17 protein-coding genes are annotated in these 16,891 nt (G+C 52.2%); 6 read left to right on the top strand and 11 right to left on the bottom strand.

All coding sequences use genetic code 11. The features are described 5' to 3' along the window. Positions 1-201 precede the first annotated feature (201 nt). From ACYVJG_RS07185 to ACYVJG_RS07165, 5 genes are all read right to left on the bottom strand, one after another. A complete protein-coding gene (locus tag ACYVJG_RS07185; protein ID WP_460430449.1) occupies positions 202-417 on the bottom strand; it encodes a hypothetical protein in 216 nt (71 codons plus the stop codon). Positions 418-516: 99 nt separating this feature from the next. After that, the gene (locus tag ACYVJG_RS07180; RefSeq protein WP_460430448.1) at positions 517-1,227 is read right to left on the bottom strand and encodes a pseudouridine synthase; all 711 of its coding nucleotides are present in this window, start codon (positions 1,225-1,227) and stop codon (positions 517-519) included. Positions 1,228-1,230: 3 nt separating this feature from the next. Further along, positions 1,231-2,370, bottom strand: a complete 1,140-nt coding sequence (ccsB, locus tag ACYVJG_RS07175) for a c-type cytochrome biogenesis protein CcsB (protein WP_022654176.1) — start codon at positions 2,368-2,370, stop codon at positions 1,231-1,233. Further along, positions 2,371-4,401: a cytochrome c biogenesis protein ResB gene (locus tag ACYVJG_RS07170; RefSeq protein WP_022654175.1), complete on the bottom strand. Its 2,031-nt coding sequence runs from the start codon at positions 4,399-4,401 to the stop codon at positions 2,371-2,373. A 78-nt stretch (positions 4,402-4,479) separates the two neighbouring features. Continuing rightward, complete coding sequence (locus ACYVJG_RS07165) at positions 4,480-5,100, bottom strand: c-type cytochrome (protein WP_460430447.1); 621 nt, start codon at positions 5,098-5,100, stop codon at positions 4,480-4,482. 89 nt (positions 5,101-5,189) lie between these two features. Here ACYVJG_RS07165 and yihA point away from each other — a divergent pair, with 89 nt between their 5' ends. From yihA to ACYVJG_RS07150, 3 genes are all read left to right on the top strand, one after another. After that, positions 5,190-5,861: a ribosome biogenesis GTP-binding protein YihA/YsxC gene (yihA, locus tag ACYVJG_RS07160; protein ID WP_022654173.1), complete on the top strand. Its 672-nt coding sequence runs from the start codon at positions 5,190-5,192 to the stop codon at positions 5,859-5,861. Between the two features lie 131 nt (positions 5,862-5,992). Further along, positions 5,993-8,710: a hypothetical protein gene (locus ACYVJG_RS07155; RefSeq protein ID WP_460430446.1), complete on the top strand. Its 2,718-nt coding sequence runs from the start codon at positions 5,993-5,995 to the stop codon at positions 8,708-8,710. Beyond that, complete coding sequence (locus ACYVJG_RS07150) at positions 8,707-9,216, top strand: DciA family protein (RefSeq protein WP_460430445.1); 510 nt, start codon at positions 8,707-8,709, stop codon at positions 9,214-9,216. Before ACYVJG_RS07155 ends, ACYVJG_RS07150 begins: the two co-directional genes overlap by 4 nt. On the opposite strand, the gene ACYVJG_RS07145 is transcribed toward ACYVJG_RS07150, so the two are convergent. From ACYVJG_RS07145 to bioB, 6 genes are all read right to left on the bottom strand, one after another. Then, positions 9,110-10,003 (bottom strand): patatin-like phospholipase family protein, encoded by an 894-nt coding sequence (locus tag ACYVJG_RS07145; protein ID WP_460430444.1) that lies wholly within the window; start codon positions 10,001-10,003, stop codon positions 9,110-9,112. The two genes, ACYVJG_RS07150 and ACYVJG_RS07145, sit on opposite strands and share 107 nt — an antisense overlap. Next, a complete protein-coding gene (gene bioC / locus ACYVJG_RS07140; RefSeq protein ID WP_460430443.1) occupies positions 10,000-10,902 on the bottom strand; it encodes a malonyl-ACP O-methyltransferase BioC in 903 nt (300 codons plus the stop codon). Before bioC ends, ACYVJG_RS07145 begins: the two co-directional genes overlap by 4 nt. Next, positions 10,902-11,666 carry a pimeloyl-ACP methyl ester esterase BioH gene (bioH, locus tag ACYVJG_RS07135; protein WP_460430442.1) on the bottom strand — a complete coding sequence of 255 codons (765 nt, stop codon included), beginning with the start codon at positions 11,664-11,666 and terminating at the stop codon, positions 10,902-10,904. The genes bioC and bioH overlap by 1 nt, the downstream gene beginning before the upstream one ends. Positions 11,667-11,682: 16 nt before the next feature. Beyond that, positions 11,683-12,855: an 8-amino-7-oxononanoate synthase gene (gene bioF / locus ACYVJG_RS07130; protein WP_460430441.1), complete on the bottom strand. Its 1,173-nt coding sequence runs from the start codon at positions 12,853-12,855 to the stop codon at positions 11,683-11,685. Between the two features lie 2 nt (positions 12,856-12,857). Next, positions 12,858-13,478 carry a hypothetical protein gene (locus tag ACYVJG_RS07125; protein WP_460430440.1) on the bottom strand — a complete coding sequence of 207 codons (621 nt, stop codon included), beginning with the start codon at positions 13,476-13,478 and terminating at the stop codon, positions 12,858-12,860. Positions 13,479-13,540: 62 nt separating this feature from the next. Further along, positions 13,541-14,530 carry a biotin synthase BioB gene (bioB, locus tag ACYVJG_RS07120; RefSeq protein WP_460430439.1) on the bottom strand — a complete coding sequence of 330 codons (990 nt, stop codon included), beginning with the start codon at positions 14,528-14,530 and terminating at the stop codon, positions 13,541-13,543. A gap of 25 nt (positions 14,531-14,555) precedes the next feature. Between bioB and ACYVJG_RS07115 the strand changes: the two genes are divergently transcribed. The 3 genes from ACYVJG_RS07115 (at position 14,556) to ACYVJG_RS07105 (ending at position 16,773) form a co-directional block, all read left to right on the top strand. Continuing rightward, entirely contained in the window at positions 14,556-15,248 is a 693-nt protein-coding gene (locus ACYVJG_RS07115) for a ComF family protein (protein WP_460430438.1), read from the top strand. A gap of 39 nt (positions 15,249-15,287) precedes the next feature. After that, complete coding sequence (gene trmL, locus ACYVJG_RS07110) at positions 15,288-15,752, top strand: tRNA (uridine(34)/cytosine(34)/5-carboxymethylaminomethyluridine(34)-2'-O)-methyltransferase TrmL (protein WP_460430437.1); 465 nt, start codon at positions 15,288-15,290, stop codon at positions 15,750-15,752. An 85-nt stretch (positions 15,753-15,837) separates the two neighbouring features. Further along, positions 15,838-16,773 (top strand): septal ring lytic transglycosylase RlpA family protein, encoded by a 936-nt coding sequence (locus tag ACYVJG_RS07105; protein WP_460430436.1) that lies wholly within the window; start codon positions 15,838-15,840, stop codon positions 16,771-16,773. Positions 16,774-16,891 lie beyond the last annotated feature (118 nt).

The raw sequence follows: 16,891 nt of genomic DNA, 5'->3' as shown, positions 1-16,891 counted from the left end.
ATAGAAACAGTCCTCTTCCGTCATCTTAAATGCAAATCGGGTTGAGCGCATCTATTTTTTAATGCGTTAAATTTTTCGCCATACGGTTTAAAAAACAGAGCTGAAACAAAAAGAAGAATCGATTTTATCTTGGTAGAAACGTCTAATTCACAGAAAACAAAAAAAACGCTTTTTGCCTTCAGTAATAAAATCTATTTATGGCTAAAACTTGTCTTCTGAAGATAATAATGTGCTGGGTTCTTCAATGTCGGGGATGACCATTTCGTGAACCACCAGATCAAAAAACAAATCGTGTTCGCGATCGGCTTGATGTTCGGCCTGGCTAACTGCCTCTTGTAATTCCGCGCTGGACAAAGGGGAGACAGCAAGACGGACCTTAAAACACTGCGCGAGCTGTTTTTTCTTGCGGCGGATCATGGCATTTCCTTTTGACGTTCATACGAACAGCATCGTAAGCCAATTGACGCTAACTGATTTTTATCACACGTCATCTGACTAAACGCAAGGAAACCAGTATCACTTTGTTAAAAGAGAATGTTGTTGCGCTGAAAGTGTGGCCCATTGACCACAGGCTAAATCAGGTGGAAGCATAAGCGCACCAATCGCCTCGCGATGCAAAGCCACGACGCGATTGCCTACCGCGGCCAGCATCCGCTTCACCTGATGGTAGCGCCCCTCGGTAATCACCAAACGCAATTGGTGGGAATCGACCTGTTCTGCGGCTTGAGCAAACACAGGGTGAGGATCATCACGCAATACCACCCCCGCCAACAAATCCGCCAACATCTTGGGGGTGAGCGCATGGGTCGTAATGACCAGATAGGTTTTCGGAACGTGATGTTTTGGCGAGGTTAAAGCATGATTGAGAGCACCGTCATCGGTCAGCAATAACAGTCCGGTGGTGTCTTGATCTAAGCGACCGACACACTGTAAGCCACGTTGACGCAAGCGGATTGGCAATAGTTGATGGACGGGAGGGTGGTGGCTAGGATTGTGGGAACACTCGACCCCAGCCGGTTTATGCAGCAACACCGTCAGCTTGGTTTGGCTGAACCATTGTTCATCGTTAAAAGATAACAAAGTGCCATCGCGGGGAAATGTTTGCTGCGGATCGGTGACCGGCTGTTGGTTCACCGACACCGCTCCCGCCATAATCCAACCACGGCATTCACGCCGGCTGCCAAGCCCTTCGGCTTGTAGCAGGCGCTCTAGGGTAACAACTGACATCGCTTATAGTGCACCATAAGAATGTAGGCCAGACAGGAACATATTCACGCCAATAAAGGCGAAAGTGGTCACAAAAAGACCAATAATGGCCCACCACGACAACACTGCGCCACGCCAACCTTTTACTAACCGCACATGCAACCAAGCGGCGTAGTTAAGCCATACAATCAACGCCCAGGTTTCTTTCGGATCCCAGCTCCAATAGCCGCCCCACGCATCCGCTGCCCACATTGCGCCGAGGATGGTCGCAATCGTGAAGAATAAGAATCCAACCGCAATCGCGCGGTACATCACTTCTTCCATAATATCGGCACTGGGCAGTCGGTCTGCCAAAACACCACGCGACACAAGGCGCTCGGCAATTCCCAACATGGCAGCAATGGCAAAGGCACCATATCCAATAAAATTAGTTGGAACATGAATTTTCATCCACCAAGACTGCAAGGCAGGGATAAGCGGTTGAATTTCATGCGCCTGACGATCAAAGGTGTACCACAAGATGAAGCCGACGGCAGCACAGATAATCGGCAGCACAAATGCCCCCATCCGACGTGTTGCCACCCGCTCTGCGTAGTAGAGATACATTAAAGCAGTGATTAAACAAAACAGCACAAAGACTTCGTACAGATTCGACACTGGAATATGGCCGATATCAGGAGAAATCAGATAGCTTTCGTCCCAGCGGACAAAAAGCCCTGTCAGTCCCATGACCGAGGCTGCCCAAGTTAATCCCGTCGCGAATTGTTCTAAGAAGGCCGAGCGTGAAAATAATGCGGCCCAAAACACGGCCATAGCGAGGAAAAACAAGGTGCACATCCACATAATCGCCGATTGTGACGACAGCAGATAGCGCAGGAAAAACCGACTTTGGCCTTGGTTAATATCCCCTGCATAAAGCGCAATCGCAGCAAGGGCTAAGGCACCCGTTAAAGGAAAAAACCAGCGCCACGATTTCCAAAACCAACCTAAAGCAATCAAGCCGAGCGTGCTGCCAATCAAAATGGAGTGCTCATAAATATCCATATACTGGCCATATTGCTGCTCGGCCACCACAGCCGCCACCACAATCAGGGCAGCATAGAGCCAATCAAATACATCCAACCGCTTTTGGCTGGTGTTCAGTTGCGAATGAACCAATTCCATTTAGGCTTTTCCTTGCACGATTTCCAATAAACGAGCCTGATGACGGGCAAAATCTTGCTCGAGGTCGCGGTTTTTGCGGTTACTTGATACCGCTAGGCGTGTATCTTGTGCGCCAAGACGAACCCATACTCGCACCTCACGGATATAGAACATACACAAGATTCCCAAAACCAAGATTAAGGAACCGAAGTAGACGACATTTTTTCCGGGAGAACGAGTGAGCTGTAACCCTGTGGCTTGGACTTGTTCAAAGCCAGAAAGTTGTAGGAAAACTGGCGAACCGTAGTCACGCACTAAAATCCCTGCGGCCACCAAGCTATCTAGCAAAAAGCGGTAGTTATTTTCGTTAAGTTGAAACGGGGCGAGGCCAGCACGCTGATGAGCAATTTCCATCATGTCCACCACGACCGCCTGCAAAATCTTGATATAGGTTTGCCCCACTTCGGCTTGTTTATCCGCTGGCACTCGCGCTTGCACAAATTCATCTAAAGCACGGAATCCCCCCTCATGGAAACGATTGAGGACAAATTCAACGCTAAATTGAAATTGTTGTTGCATCTCGGGGCTGATAGACGAACCCGCTAACGCCTTCGCAGCCGCGCGGCGAGCAATCTCAGGATACAGGCTTGTATCGTGCAAAGTGGCATACAGCCGCATAAAGCTTTGCAGCGAGCCTTCTTGATCCAACGGTAGGCGCAAATAGGAGAATGGTTGACCGACTTCTTTACGTACACCGGTCACGATATAACTGCGCCCTTCTAAAACCAACGGCGACATATACGTGTGGTATTCAAACGCCTGACCTTGATTATCACGCAGTTTGAATTGAATGGTCGGGCCGGCATTAGCGAGGTTTTTCTCGTGTTGCACACTTTGCGCCTGTGACAGCAATTCGTTAAAAGTTTTGTTCACTGCAACGGTGGAGTTGTCGCGCATGTCTTGGATATTAAAAACACGCAACTCACCAAACTCAAGCGAATACGGTTTGCCATTGGCGATCAACGGTTGTTGATTCATTGACCGCCCCTCAACCTTGATCGGGCCCATTGCTGGTGCCGCGAGGTTCCATGCGGTCAGTGCTAGGGGCGACCCACCATCCCCAAAGCTGGCCTGATAAATGGCCACACCATCGACATGCACTGGATGGTTCACTTTGACGGTTTCTTCTCGGGTCTTACCGCTGGCCTTATCGGTAATCACAATATCGCTGGCAAAGAGCTTTGGCATCCCTGTTGGATAGTACTCAACGCGGAATTTCTTCAGGGTGATGATAAAGGGTAAATCCTGTACCAAATAGCCCCGCCCTGCATTCAAAAATACTACATCGGCACTGCTGTTTTCTGGGATAGTGACATTGCCACGAAAAGAGAGATTGCTCGTAGAGAGACGACTTTCTGCAGGCACTTGGCCTTGTGGAATATCGCGAGTTTCGGGTCGAATGGTGCCGACAAGTTCACCGATTTTGAGTGGCAAATTGCCATCCATGAGGCCACCAATACAGATCACCACCAACGCAATGTGGGCAAAGAAATAGCCTAATTTATTGCCTGCCCCACGCTTACCGACCACCATGGTTGAGCCATCTTCGCGTTGGGCGGTTTTGATTGCAAACCCTTGGCTGGTCAGGTAGGCCTGTACTGTTTCGGGTGTGCCTGTGCCTTGGAGTAGGGCAGTATGGCTCATGGCTGCCAGCGAACGCTCGGAAGCATGCTCACGCCACCCACGCATTTCTTTGAGAAAGCCGGGGGTGTTGCGCCAGATGCACAAGCTGGTGGAGAGCACCAAAAACGCTAACAGAATTAAAAACCATGCCGAGTGATAGACATCAAACAGCCCCAGCCATTCAAATACTGTGAACCAAAACTGACCAAATTCAATCACGTAGTTTGGATAGGGTTGGTTTTGTTGCAATACCGTACCGATGACCGAAGCAATCGCCAAAATGGTGAGTAAACCAATGGCAAAGCGCATAGAACTCAGTAAGTCAAACAGCGAGGCCCAAAAAACCGTAGAGCGAGTAGGTGTTTTCATAGTCATCAAAATGGAAAGAAGGGAGAGCCGCCAAGGCGTGCTCCCCCCTCTGATTGCCAAACTCGGGTTAAGTTGCGCTTAACGCAGGCCAGCAATATAGTTTGATACCGCTTTGATCTCAGCGTCGGTCATGCGCGAAGCAATATCCATCATCACGTTATTGTTAGCGCGTTCGCCTTTCTTAAACGCCAACATTTGTGCTTCGATATAACCCGCATGTTGTGCACCTAAGCGAGGGTATTCAACAGGAATCCCCGCACCGGTTGGACCGTGGCAAGCCATACAGGCAGGCACTTTAGACGCTGCAATCCCACCACGGAAAATCTTGCCGCCAGCCTCTTGCAACTTAGCATCAGGGGCTTCACGTGGCTTTAACTTTTGCTGAGAAAAGTACGCAGCCAAGTTTTTCATGTCATCATCTGACAAAGCAGCGGTCATCCCCAACATAATAGCGTTGTTACGCTTGCCGGTTTTAAACTCGACTAACTGCTTATACAGATACTCTGGGTGTTGGCCAGCCAGGACAGGGTTGGCCGCTGCCACGCTGTTACCGTCCACGCCGTGACATGCTGCACAGACCTGTTCGGCAATCGGCTTGGCGGCTGCCGCATTTGCCGGCTTTGTGCTAACTGCCGGATTGGCAAATGCAGCGCTGGCGCTTACCAGCCCGACCGCTGCCAACAGCATAGAAACTCTCATGGTTGCTCCTTGATTTTTCGCCTGAATCTTGTGGCACAGATGATAGCTATAAACCCGCGATTCTATACCAACTGACTTGACCATTCACCATGTCTCTTTTCCAAAACGCTCGTTTTCACATTACCGTTAACCACTTGAAGGATCTTCCTGACACTGGAGCCGAGATTGCTTTTGCCGGCAGATCCAATGCTGGCAAGTCCAGCGCCCTGAATACGATGGCCAATCGTACGCGTCTGGCATTCGTTTCTAAGACTCCGGGACGAACCCAACACATCAACTATTTTGACCTCGATCAAAACCGTTTTTTGGTGGATTTGCCCGGCTATGGCTATGCACAAGTCCCCGAAGCAGTCAGAACGCATTGGGTGGCGCTGTTAGGGCGCTATCTCCAAACTCGTCAACCGCTGATTGGGTTGTTGTTGATTATGGATGCACGGCATCCATTGAAGGACTTAGACTGGGCAATGCTGGATTTTTTCCGCACTACCGGTAAGCCCGTGCATATTTTGTTGTCCAAATCGGACAAATTAAACCAGCAAGAGAAGCAAGAGACTTTGCGTAAAGTCAGAGCGGCCCTACAAGACCGGCCTGAAATCTCTGTGCAATTGTTCTCAAGCTTGAAAAAACAGGGTATTACCGAAGTAGAGGCCGTGGTGGAACGTTGGTTCGCACATCACGCCGAAGAACAAGCCTCTCTGCAACGCGGCATGGAAGCGGCTCGCGATGAGGCTGCAGAGGGCGATGAAGTGGCTGATTCATAACACGGTTTCAGGTGGACATCTTTCGATAGCACGAAAAAATAGCAAAATAGCGGCGCTAATTGGTGTTGTTCTGCAAAAACTTGTGCTATCTCCACTAAAATAGCTTTCCTTACTAAGAATCCTGTCTGACTATGACCCACGCTACTCACCTTCCTGATGATGAACACCGCCTCTTTGCTGGCATCAGCCAACTTGCCCCTGCTTTACCTGCAGTGGCCTTTGATGCAGCGTTGTTTGCCACAGATCGGCAGCGTTATGAACGAGGGTTGCTAGCGTGGTTGCGTGGCGCAGATCCAGCAGGACTTAAAATCATGCGCGATTCGTTAGAGCGCGCGGCACGCCATGAGCCTGATCCGGTATTAGCGGGGTTTTGGAAACTAGCCAGTATCAATGTTGACACGTTTGCCGGTGATCACAGTGAGGGAGCGCGCTTGTTGCCTGCGCAGTTGGCACGGCAGCTGAAAAAACGGGGCGATGACAGCCAGCCTTATTCCCCGCCGGTATCGTTAGCGCGTCAGCTGTGGGAGCGTTTGTATCAACAAGAACATCATCCAGCGGTTGAAGCCAGTCTGGCTTTATTGGAGATTGGTGCCGATCATGCCGCCAGTTTGTTAGAGCAACTGGAAGATGAAAGTTTGCCAGCCGACACACCGTTATTGGTGGAGGAACCACCAACAGCGGTAAGTGTTGCACCTGCACAACACATTCGCCCAACGCCACCGCGTATTTCTGCCAGTGCAGCGGTTGTAGCGGCTTTTGCAACCACCGCTGCGGCATCTGCACCCGTACCTGAGCCGGTGTCTGAGCCAGTACCTGAGCCAGTGCCTGAGCCAGTGCCCGAGCCAGTGCCCGAGCCAGTGCCCGAGCCAGTGCCCGAGCCAGTGCCCGAGCCAGTGCCCGAGCCAGTGCCCGAGCCAGTGCCCGAGCCAGTGCCCGAGCCAGTGCCCGAGCCAGTGCCCGAGCCAGTGCCTGAGCCAGTGCCTGAGCCAGTGCCTGAGCCAGTGCCTGAGCCGGTGCCTGAGCCGGTGCCTGAGCCAGTGCCTGAGCCGGTGCCTGAGCCGGTGCTTGAACCCGTACCTGAGCCAGTGCCTGAACCGGTGCCTGAACCGGTGCCTGAGCCAGTGCCAGTGCCTGAGCCGGTGCTTGAACCCGTACCTGAGCCAGTGCCTGAGCCGGTGCCTGAGCCGGTGCTTGAACCCGTACCTGAGCCAGTGCCTGAACCGGTGCCTGAACCGGTGCCTGAGCCAGTGCCAGTGCCTGAGCCGGTGCTTGAACCCGTACCTGAGCCAGTGCCTGAGCCAGTGCCTGAGCCAGTGCCCGAGCCAGTGCCCGAGCCAGTGCCCGAGCCAGTGCCCGAGCCAGTGCCTGAACCAGTGCCTGAACCGGTGCCTGAACCGGTGCTTGAGCCCGTGCCGGCAATGTCTTTGCCGCCGGTACTAGAGGACATTCCCGAGCTAACCTTACCTGTTGAGGAAGATCCCTTGCCGGGCTATGTGCCGTATGACACGACACCGTTAACGCTGCCGCCAGCACTGGAAATCCCCGCGCCAGAGGTGCCTGCTGCTGCGATACCGGTCGCCGACATCCCTGTGCTTGAGCCCTTAGACCCCATCACAGAGTCCATTCCGACGGTAACAGATCAAAATGCACCGACAGCCCCTGCTCTACCTGCCGAGCCTCTTAAGGCGTTGGATGACTTTGCTCTAGAAGATTTTCTCAACCCCACTTTCCCAGAAGTGGCGTTGCAGCAAGTGAACACTGCGGCCAGTTTCACGCCGCCGTTAGCTCAAACAATGGCAGAGGGGGAGCCGGTGAGTGCGTCTCCGTCATTAGCCAACGTTGAGATGTCCGAATCCGAGCGCAGCGAACTTCCTGCATCTGAAGCAGCTTCGCCTGCCCACGAACGTGTATTACACACAAACATTTTTTCGAGCAAAGATGCGGCCAGTAGCAGCCTGATGCCGCCCAAACATATCGACCAAGCCTATCCGCGTTTAGTGGTCATGCGTACCCTAGCGGCAGCTTTACAGTCTAATTGGGCTCGTCTTGTCGCCGGCAGTACCTCTCACTTTGGCTTATTCCGTGATGCACTGACGGTACTAGAACAAGATGCCCCTGAACTCGATAATGCGTTAATTAGCGATGCCATCAGTACACTGGTCAACATGGCTGACAATTTGCCGCTGTCTGGGCCTAGCGATTGGCAAGCCCAACATACTGCTTCTGTGCTGGCTGAATTGGGTAAAACCTTGGATCGTTTCCCCACGGCAGATGCCACAACCTTGCAACAGCTCACTGAAGCGTTGGCACAGCTCAAAGCGGGGGATCCTAATCCACCACGTTTTACTTTTGCGCCCACACCGGTTGCATCAACAACTGCTCCAGCCGAGCCTAACACGCCGGCCCCGATGGCTGCGCCACCAGAACTACCCCTGTTAGAAAGCATCGCGATTGATGATATTCCCCATCTCAACACCCCTGTGGTTGAAGATGCCTTGGAAGACAGCGAAGGCCAAGCGGCGATTGAACATGCTGCATTTTGTGCACAATCGCGAGGTTTGTTCGCCGCCATCACCCGCGAACGGCTGACACATGGGGTGGAGTCTGCACAACGCATGGCCGCTGCTTCGCTGTTATTGGCGGAAGCCGCCGTCGTGGCAAAACAGATGGCGATTGCAGAATTAGCTGTGACATTAGCCGATACGCTGCAACGTCATGAAATTACTGGCAATCTGATTGAGTTGGTTGCCGATAGTGTCACGGTGTTGTCAGGGATGTTAGAGGAAGTGCGGCAAGGCCTACCGGCCACCCCTGCCCCCGATTTAATTGCAGCCTTGCGTGGATTATGAGTCGTCATCCCATCCATGACCTCGCTCGACAGGACAGCGGGTTAGGTCAATTACTGCAACAAGCGCGCACATTTGCCCGTATGAACCAACTGTTTTTAACATTACTGCCCACCAATTTACATGGCAGTTGTCAGCTGGTTTGTGCCCGTGAGGATGGTTTGGTGGTGTTTGCCCAATCGGGGATGGCGGCAAGCAAATTGCAGCGTTTTGAACGAGTCATTTTGCAGGGCTTTGCTGCACGAGGATTGCACTTTCCGGCGGTCAATATTGTGGTAAAGCCCAAGCAGCGCGATAGGACAGCCCCTAAAGCTGTCCCGATCAGCGACCAAACCTTAGCGGAATTTGAACAGCTATCTCATCGCATTCAACATCCTAAATTGCGCGCCAGTTTGGAACAACTTACCGCCCACCACCGCCGCGCCATGCCGCCAACTTGCGCTGAATCTCCGGCAGCGCCGCTTTGGCCGCCCGCTCCCCCTCCAACATCGCCTGATGTTTTTGGTTGAAATCTGCTGCACCAATACCCGCAATTGCAGGGCGAATCACCACATCGGCGCGGTTAAGTTCTTGTGCACTTAACTTTTGTCCCATGATGGTAAAGGTCTGATCGAGGATAGACAGTGCACCCTCTGGGCGGCTATGACCGGCTTTGCTAGAAATATCCACTGCGATCACCACATTGGCCCCCATTTCGCGTGCGGCTTCTACTGGGACTGGACTGCTTAACCCACCATCGACAAAGCGCCGTTGACCAATGACCACCGGTTCAAACACCCCAGGTACACTGCTTGATGCTCGTACCGCTTGGCCAGTATTGCCGCGTTGAAATAACACCCGTTTGCCGGTATCAAGATCTGTGGCAACCGCACCAAAGGGCTTGGCTAATTTTTCAATTGGGCGTTTGTGGACCAATTGATTGACATAGTCTTCGAGCTTTTGTCCCTTGACTACACCACCACTGCCAAAAGTCAAATCACGGACTTTCGACTCATCTAATCCAAAGGCCAGCGTTTGTAAGCGAAAGCCATCATAACCAGCGGCATACAGCGCCCCGACGACACTGCCAGCGCTGGTGCCGGTGACAATATGAACGGGAATGCCGGCAGTTTCCAAAACTTTAATCACCCCTACATGAGCAAAGCCCTTCGCGGCGCCCCCGCCGAGCGCCAGACCCACTTTTAACGGTGGTGGAGGCGTGGTGGACGGTGTCGTTGGTTGCAAGAGAGGGGACACATGGCCACACGCGGTCAGCATCGCTGTGGCACATGCGGCCAAAAAAAATCTTCGATTCATGATGTTTTTTGTCGAGGTTGAAATTCGATGATCTGACGGCCATCGGCAAGCGCACGTGGTTTTTTCGGTTCGGCTTTCCAAGCGTGGCCATAAATGACTTCATAAGTCGCCGGCAAGCGCCCTTCACGCCGTAGGGTTTCATAGCGTTGTTCAATCTGTTGCCATGCCCGTTTCCCCATCAAACCACGGCCACGTCCTGCCATCGCATTGTGTGCGCCAATGGCTTTCAAATCACGCATCACACTTTTGACATCTTCATAGGTCAACACGATTTTTTCCATGTCCATCACCGGCTCGGCAAAGCCAGTTCGCACCAGCGCATCCCCGATGTCGTGCATATCAATAAAACGGTTGACGTGGGTATGGCCATCGACACCAGCAAAGGCTTGCCGCAATTCCATCAATGTATCTGGCCCTAACGTGGCAAACATAAATAAACCGCCCGTATGCAACACCCGTTGTACTTCGCTAAATGCCGTGTCGGGTGTATTGAGCCATTGGATAGCGAGATTCGACCATACCAAATCAATACAGCCGCTGTGCAGTGGTAGAGCTTCTAAATCTGCACAGACCAAAGGTGGGTCTTTGTGTAATAAACGCCCGAAGAAACCACGCTCATGGCGCTGTTTGTCGCGAGATAAGGCCAACATACGCGGTGCCAAATCCAGTTCAATCACTTGTGCTGCTGCATAGTGTTGGCGTAACTGTTGTGCGCCATAGCCGGTACCACTGCCGGCATCTAACACCCGTTGAGGCTGATGGCGAATATAACCGAGCCGTTCTGCCATGCGGTCGGAGACTTCACGTTGCAACACCGCCGCACCGTCATAGCTGGCAGCCGCCCGATCAAACGAGGCGCGTACCCGTTGTTTTTCCGTATCAAATAAAGAGGCTTCCATTACACATGTTCCGCTAAAAAGGGGCGTAAAGCCTGTAAAAATTCCGTTTCATGCGACAAAAACGGTGCATGTGAAGCTTGCGGGAAGACCTGTAACCGGCCATCGGCCACCCCATTGGCCCACGTTTGCGCCGCAGCCAAAGGCGTCAACGCATCGCGCGCGCCTGCCAATACCAAGGTCGGTACGGTGATGTCAGCCAGATGGGGCCGATAATCCGTGTTTTGTAATAGCTGTAGCGCCGCTAATAAACCACTCGGACGGCCGTGGGCAAACACCAATTCTCGCAAGGCAGCTAGCGTGGTTTTGGCACTGTCTGAACCCAAGGTTTGCAGGGCTAAAAAACGTTGAATCGTGGTATCAAATTGTTGGTCAAGCTGCTGAGCCAGTTGGTTCACTGTCTCTGCTGCTTGAGCATGGGGCCAGTCCGGTTGTCGAATAAAACAGGGACTCGAGGCCACTAAGGTCAGGCTTTTGATGTGTTGAGGGTAGCGCCGCGCCCAATGTGCGGCGATTAACCCACCTAATGACCATCCCACCACTTGCACAGGCAAGGGAAAGCAGTTGTGCAAGCTTTCCACAATTTCATCCAACATAAATGCGGATACTGCTGAACTGCGGCCATGCCCGGGTAAATCTGGCAGATGCACACAGTATTCCTCCGCAAGCGCCTGTGCCACCCGTTGCCAGACGCCACCATGTAATGCCCAACCATGCAGCAATACCACGTCATGGCCAACGCCTTGGCTAGAAAAGTAAATCGACATTAGGTGTATTCCAAAATTAAGACTGGGCAATCTGCCACAAGGCCGCGACAAGTGCGGCGATATCGGCCTGCTGATGTGCGGCCGACAGAGAGATACGCAAGCGAGCACTACCCTCGGGGACGGTAGGAGGACGAATGGCAGGCACCCAGAACCCTTGTTGCCGCAGTTGTTGTGAGGCAGCCAGTGCTTGCTTGTCTTCTCCTATCACGACCGCTTGAATGGGTGTTCGTGATGGCAAAATTGGCCATGGTAACCCTGCCGTTGCCTCACGGAAGAAAGCGATATGGTTTTGTAAGCGTTGCTGTGCCGTGTTATCTCGAATCAGCGCTAAACTGGCTAATAAGGCACAGGCCAGCGCCGGAGGGGGGGCTGTGGTATAAATGGCTGTAGCAGCACGGTTTTCGAGCCAAACAATCAACGATTGTGACCCAACCACTACCGCACCAGCCACACCAGCTGCCTTACCCAAGGTTGCCATCACAACCACCTGTTCAGGCAGTTGGCTGGAAGCGGATAACACCCCCTGTTCAAACAAGGTACCTTTACCTGCACCGAGCACACCAAAACCGTGGGCATCATCGATATACAACCAAGCATGATGTTCTTCTGCCAATTGCAACAAATCTGCTAACGGCGCTTCATCACCATCCATGCTATACACCGCATCGACGGCAATCAGTTTGCACTTGGCTTCGCTATTGGCAAGTAAGTGGCGCAGCTGTGACATATCGTTATGGTGAAAACGGTGAAGTTGGGCCCGTGATAGCTGAGCGGCAGCATTAAGTGAGGCATGGTTAAGGCGGTCGGCAAAAATCGCATCTCCGCGCCCAACTAACGCCGGTATAACCCCTATATTGGCCAAAAAACCATCACCAAATAACAGCCCTGCTTCGGCCTGTAGCCACTGTGCTAAGGTATGCTCAAGTGTGGCGTGGGGGCGAAGATGCCCATTCACCAATGCTGAAGCCCCTGCCCCCGCACCCCATTGCGCTGCCCCATGTTGTAGTGCCGCAATGACTTCCGGATGATTAGCAAGGCCTAAATAATCGTTGCTTGCAAACGACAACAGCGCTTGGTCAGCCGTGGTGAGTGCACGTCCTTGCGGACTGTCTAAAACGTAGCGATGGCGCAGCCGATGAATGGCGGCAAGGTGGTCTAGGGCAGGGCTGAGTTCGGCTGGGGTAGGCATCTTTACATCACGTCAAAACTATCCAACAAGACAAGACCTGTGGCAGCTAACAAGAGCGCTTTACCATTGAGGCCATAGAGTACGGTGTTGGGCGGTAAATAAATATCCGGCAATACATGGGCCGGAATGGGTTGGGCATAAATCCACACATCAGTCGGCAGTTGTTTCCCGCGAATCAGTTTTTTCTGCCAACCGTGGGGTAATCCTTTACTGTGGGCAAGATGCTTCTGCAACCCAGGGGGGAGCCCATTAAAGTTGCGTGGATGTGAGGCATCAAAATAGTCGGGAAATTCTTTGGCAAATAGCATGATGTCGGTGCGGTGATGGCGCTGAAAACGCGGCATCCGTTGCATGGTGGACATGCTCTGCATCTCAACCATTGGCTGCATGTCCCTCATGGACTGCATTTGCTGCATCGGTGCCATGTCCCGCGCCCGATGTTCACGCAAGCTGGCCCCCGCATTGACTTCCCAACCACCACCATGCTGCGGATGGTGTTCGGCTTCGCTATGGGTTTCACGCTGTGGTTTGCTGCTGTAGCTACGGCTGTGGACGGGGGGATTGGCAAACGCCAAGCTGGTGGACAGCGCCAATAAGGTTGCCAACACGGTGGATTTGGTCATGCGAGGTCTCCTCCTCTGAGATCACAAAAGCAATCCGTGCCGGCGTGCTGATAGCCTATCGGTTATGACAGTGGGCGCAAATCGAGTTTGGCCATCAGTTTTCGGTCGTGGTCTGATTCCGGATTGCCTGTTGTCAGCAGCTTTTCCCCGTAAAAGATCGAGTTAGCGCCGGCCATGAAACACAGCGCCTGCATGGCTTCTGGCATCTCATGGCGGCCTGCTGACAGGCGAACATAGCTTTTAGGTAGGGTGATGCGTGCTACAGCAATGGTGCGGACAAATTCTGTCCAATCAAGGTCTTCTGCTTCCGCTAACGGGGTACCTTCGACTTTAACCAGTTGGTTGATCGGTACGGATTCAGGTTGTGGATCGAGGTTTGCCAGCTGTGCAATCAGTCCAGCGCGGTCTTGGCGAGTTTCATTCATCCCCACAATCCCACCACAACAGACATGCAAACCAGCATCACGCACTTTGCCTAAAGTATTGATACGGTCTTCATATTGGCGTGTATGAATAATATCGTTATATTTTTCTGGGGCGGTATCCAGATTGTGGTTGTAATAGTCGAGGCCAGCATCTTTCAGCTGTTGGGCTTGGTTATCTTTCAACATACCCAAGGTGGCACAGGTTTCTAAACCCAACGCTTTCACGGCACTGACCATTTCTTTTACCGCTTCAAGGTCTTGTTGTTTTGGTCCACGCCATGCTGCGCCCATACAAAAACGACTGGCTCCACGCTCTTTCGCCGCTTGTGCTGCGGCTAATACCTCATCTAGCGCCAATAGCCCCTGTTTATCCACGCTACCGCTGTGATGAGCAGATTGTGGACAATAGCCGCAATCTTCAGGACAGCCACCGGTTTTGATCGACAGTAAGGTCGATAGTTGAATGGTTTGTGGATCGAAATGTTCACGGTGCACACTGGCAGCACGATAGACCAAATCTAAGAATGGCAGATCGAACAAGGCTTCGATATCGCTCACCTGCCATTGGTTGGCCACAGGATGAGGTGTTGCGGGGGTCGCAAAACGAATGGGGGTCGCAGTAGTCATGGCAGCCAAATACAGAGAAAAGAAAATGCCTCAAGCATCGTCAGCTAGGGCGGTGCTGTCAAACTTATTTCTGGATTTTTTGAACAATAGCTTAAAAATTCATCAAACCTGTTTGCTCTGTGGTCAACGTTGTCAGGATGACTTTTGCTCTGCCTGTGAACAGGACTGGCAGCGACAACACCAACAGTGCCCACAAAAAAACGTTGCACCTTTACAACAGATTACAGCGGCCTTTCCCTACCACTGGCCACTGACCCGTCTCGTCCAACAATTTAAGTACCACCGCCAGCTCACTTTAGCGGCGCCCTTAGCACGTTTGATGCACCGTTATTTGCCTCCGCTCTCGCCTGATTTCGCCCCCGATTTTTTGGTACCGATTCCGCTACATCCACAGCGTTTTGCCAAAAGAGGGTTTAACCAAAGTGCTGAATTGGCCTTACAGCTAGGGCATTTGCGGCAAATTCCGGTTTCTTTTCACTGTCTGGCGCGTACAATCGCCACCCCAAGCCAAGTCGGTCTTAATGCACAGCAACGACAACACAATCTCGGTCATGCTTTTGCTGTCAGTTGCCCTGTCGCAGGGCAAAAAATTGTGTTGATTGATGATGTAATGACCACTGGTACCACCTTGGCTCAAGCAGCAAAAACGCTGTTAGCAGCAGGGGCAAAACAGGTTGATGCTTGGGTATTTGCAAGCACCCCTGCTCATTTTTCTTGACCAAGTCTTTGATAAACCGTAAAAATCGGCACGCTTTGTATGTTTACTGTTGTTTTGTACCAGCCGGAAATCCCGCCCAATACGGGCAATATCATTCGTCTATGCGCCAATTCCGGCTGTGAGCTGCACCTTGTAAAACCACTCGGTTTTCCCCTCGAAGATGCCAAATTACGGCGTGCGGGGCTGGATTATCACGAGTATGCGCAGATGGTTGTGCATGAAGATTGGCCTAGCTGTCTCAAGGCTCTTGAGGGGCGGCGAATCTTTGCCTTTACCACCAAAGGCCAAACCCGATTTGATCGGGTAGCGTATCAGGCAGGAGATGTCTTTCTCTTTGGTCCTGAATCGCGTGGTCTGCCTGCCGAGGTGCGAGACATCCTTCCTCAGGATCGTCAGCTTCGTCTTCCCATGCGGCCCCAAAGCCGCAGTATGAATTTATCGAATACGGTCGCTGTGGCCATATTTGAGGGATGGCGGCAGCTTGATTTTGCTGGAGGATGCTAAACCCAGTAAGCGATCTGTTTTTTGCCCTGACGAGGTAGAGTCAACAGAGCAAAGCCTTGGCGCAGCCGCATAAGGAGCTCAACTGATGCAAGCTAGTATCCGATGGTTGTGCTTAGTGTTTGCTGTCAGTCTTTTGGCCGCTTGTGCCACCCCTCAAACGGGGAAAAAGACATCATCTGCCAGCATTCGCAAAGCACAAACACCTTCGCCTACCACTTCCATCTCCTCCCCATCTTCTGTCACAGACGGTGGATATTTTCAAAATGACGGCCCGGCAGCGTTTGTGCCGGTTAACCTTGATGCCGTCCCCGATGCTTTGCCTAAAGTCGAAGCACTCAATCCGTGGGCTAATCGTCCTTACACTGCCCTTGGGCAAACTTTTGTGCCAGATACTACCGACCGCAGCTATCAAGCGCGTGGGATGGCATCTTGGTATGGCAGACAATTTCATGGTCGCAAAACCTCATCAGGTGAGCCCTATGATATGTTTTCCATGAGTGCAGCCCATCCTACGTTGCCCATCCCGAGCTATGCCAAAGTCACAAATGTGCGCAATGGCAAGTCGGTGATTGTCAGAATCAATGACAGGGGCCCATTCCATAAAAGCCGTTTAATCGACTTGTCGTATGCGGCAGCACATCGCTTGGACTATTTAGATAATGGTCGGGCGGAAGTGGTGGTGGAACGGGTATTGCCGACGGATGGTTTTGGGGAAGACTTGCGCCGAACTGGTTTGGCAAAAATCAATCAAACCGATTCGCCACTTTCTCGCCCCGAAACACTGCGCAGTGCTGATGGCAGCTCAGTATTTCTCCAGCTCGGTGCCTTTAGCACGCATGTCAACGCGGAAATTTTCCGCAGCCGGATGCAGAGTATGCTGGATGATCAAGACACGGAGGGAGAAGTGGAGATCATCAACCACGACGGTCTTTATAAGGTTCGTCTTGGGCCATTTATCACCGTTTCTCGTGCCCGCGATGTGGCACAACGGTTAAATGTGCAAACGGTCGTCATGCGTTAAAAAAGGCTGACCTCACACAAAAAAGCGCGCGTTGAGTGCGCTTTTTTTATTTTCGAGCGCCATTTGCGAGTCATGGTCAACATGGTAGATTGGCGGTCAACTGATTTCTGCTGATGTT

It is taken from the genome of Aquaspirillum soli (genome assembly GCF_054781915.1).
This window is presented reverse-complemented; position numbering and strand designations above follow the sequence as displayed.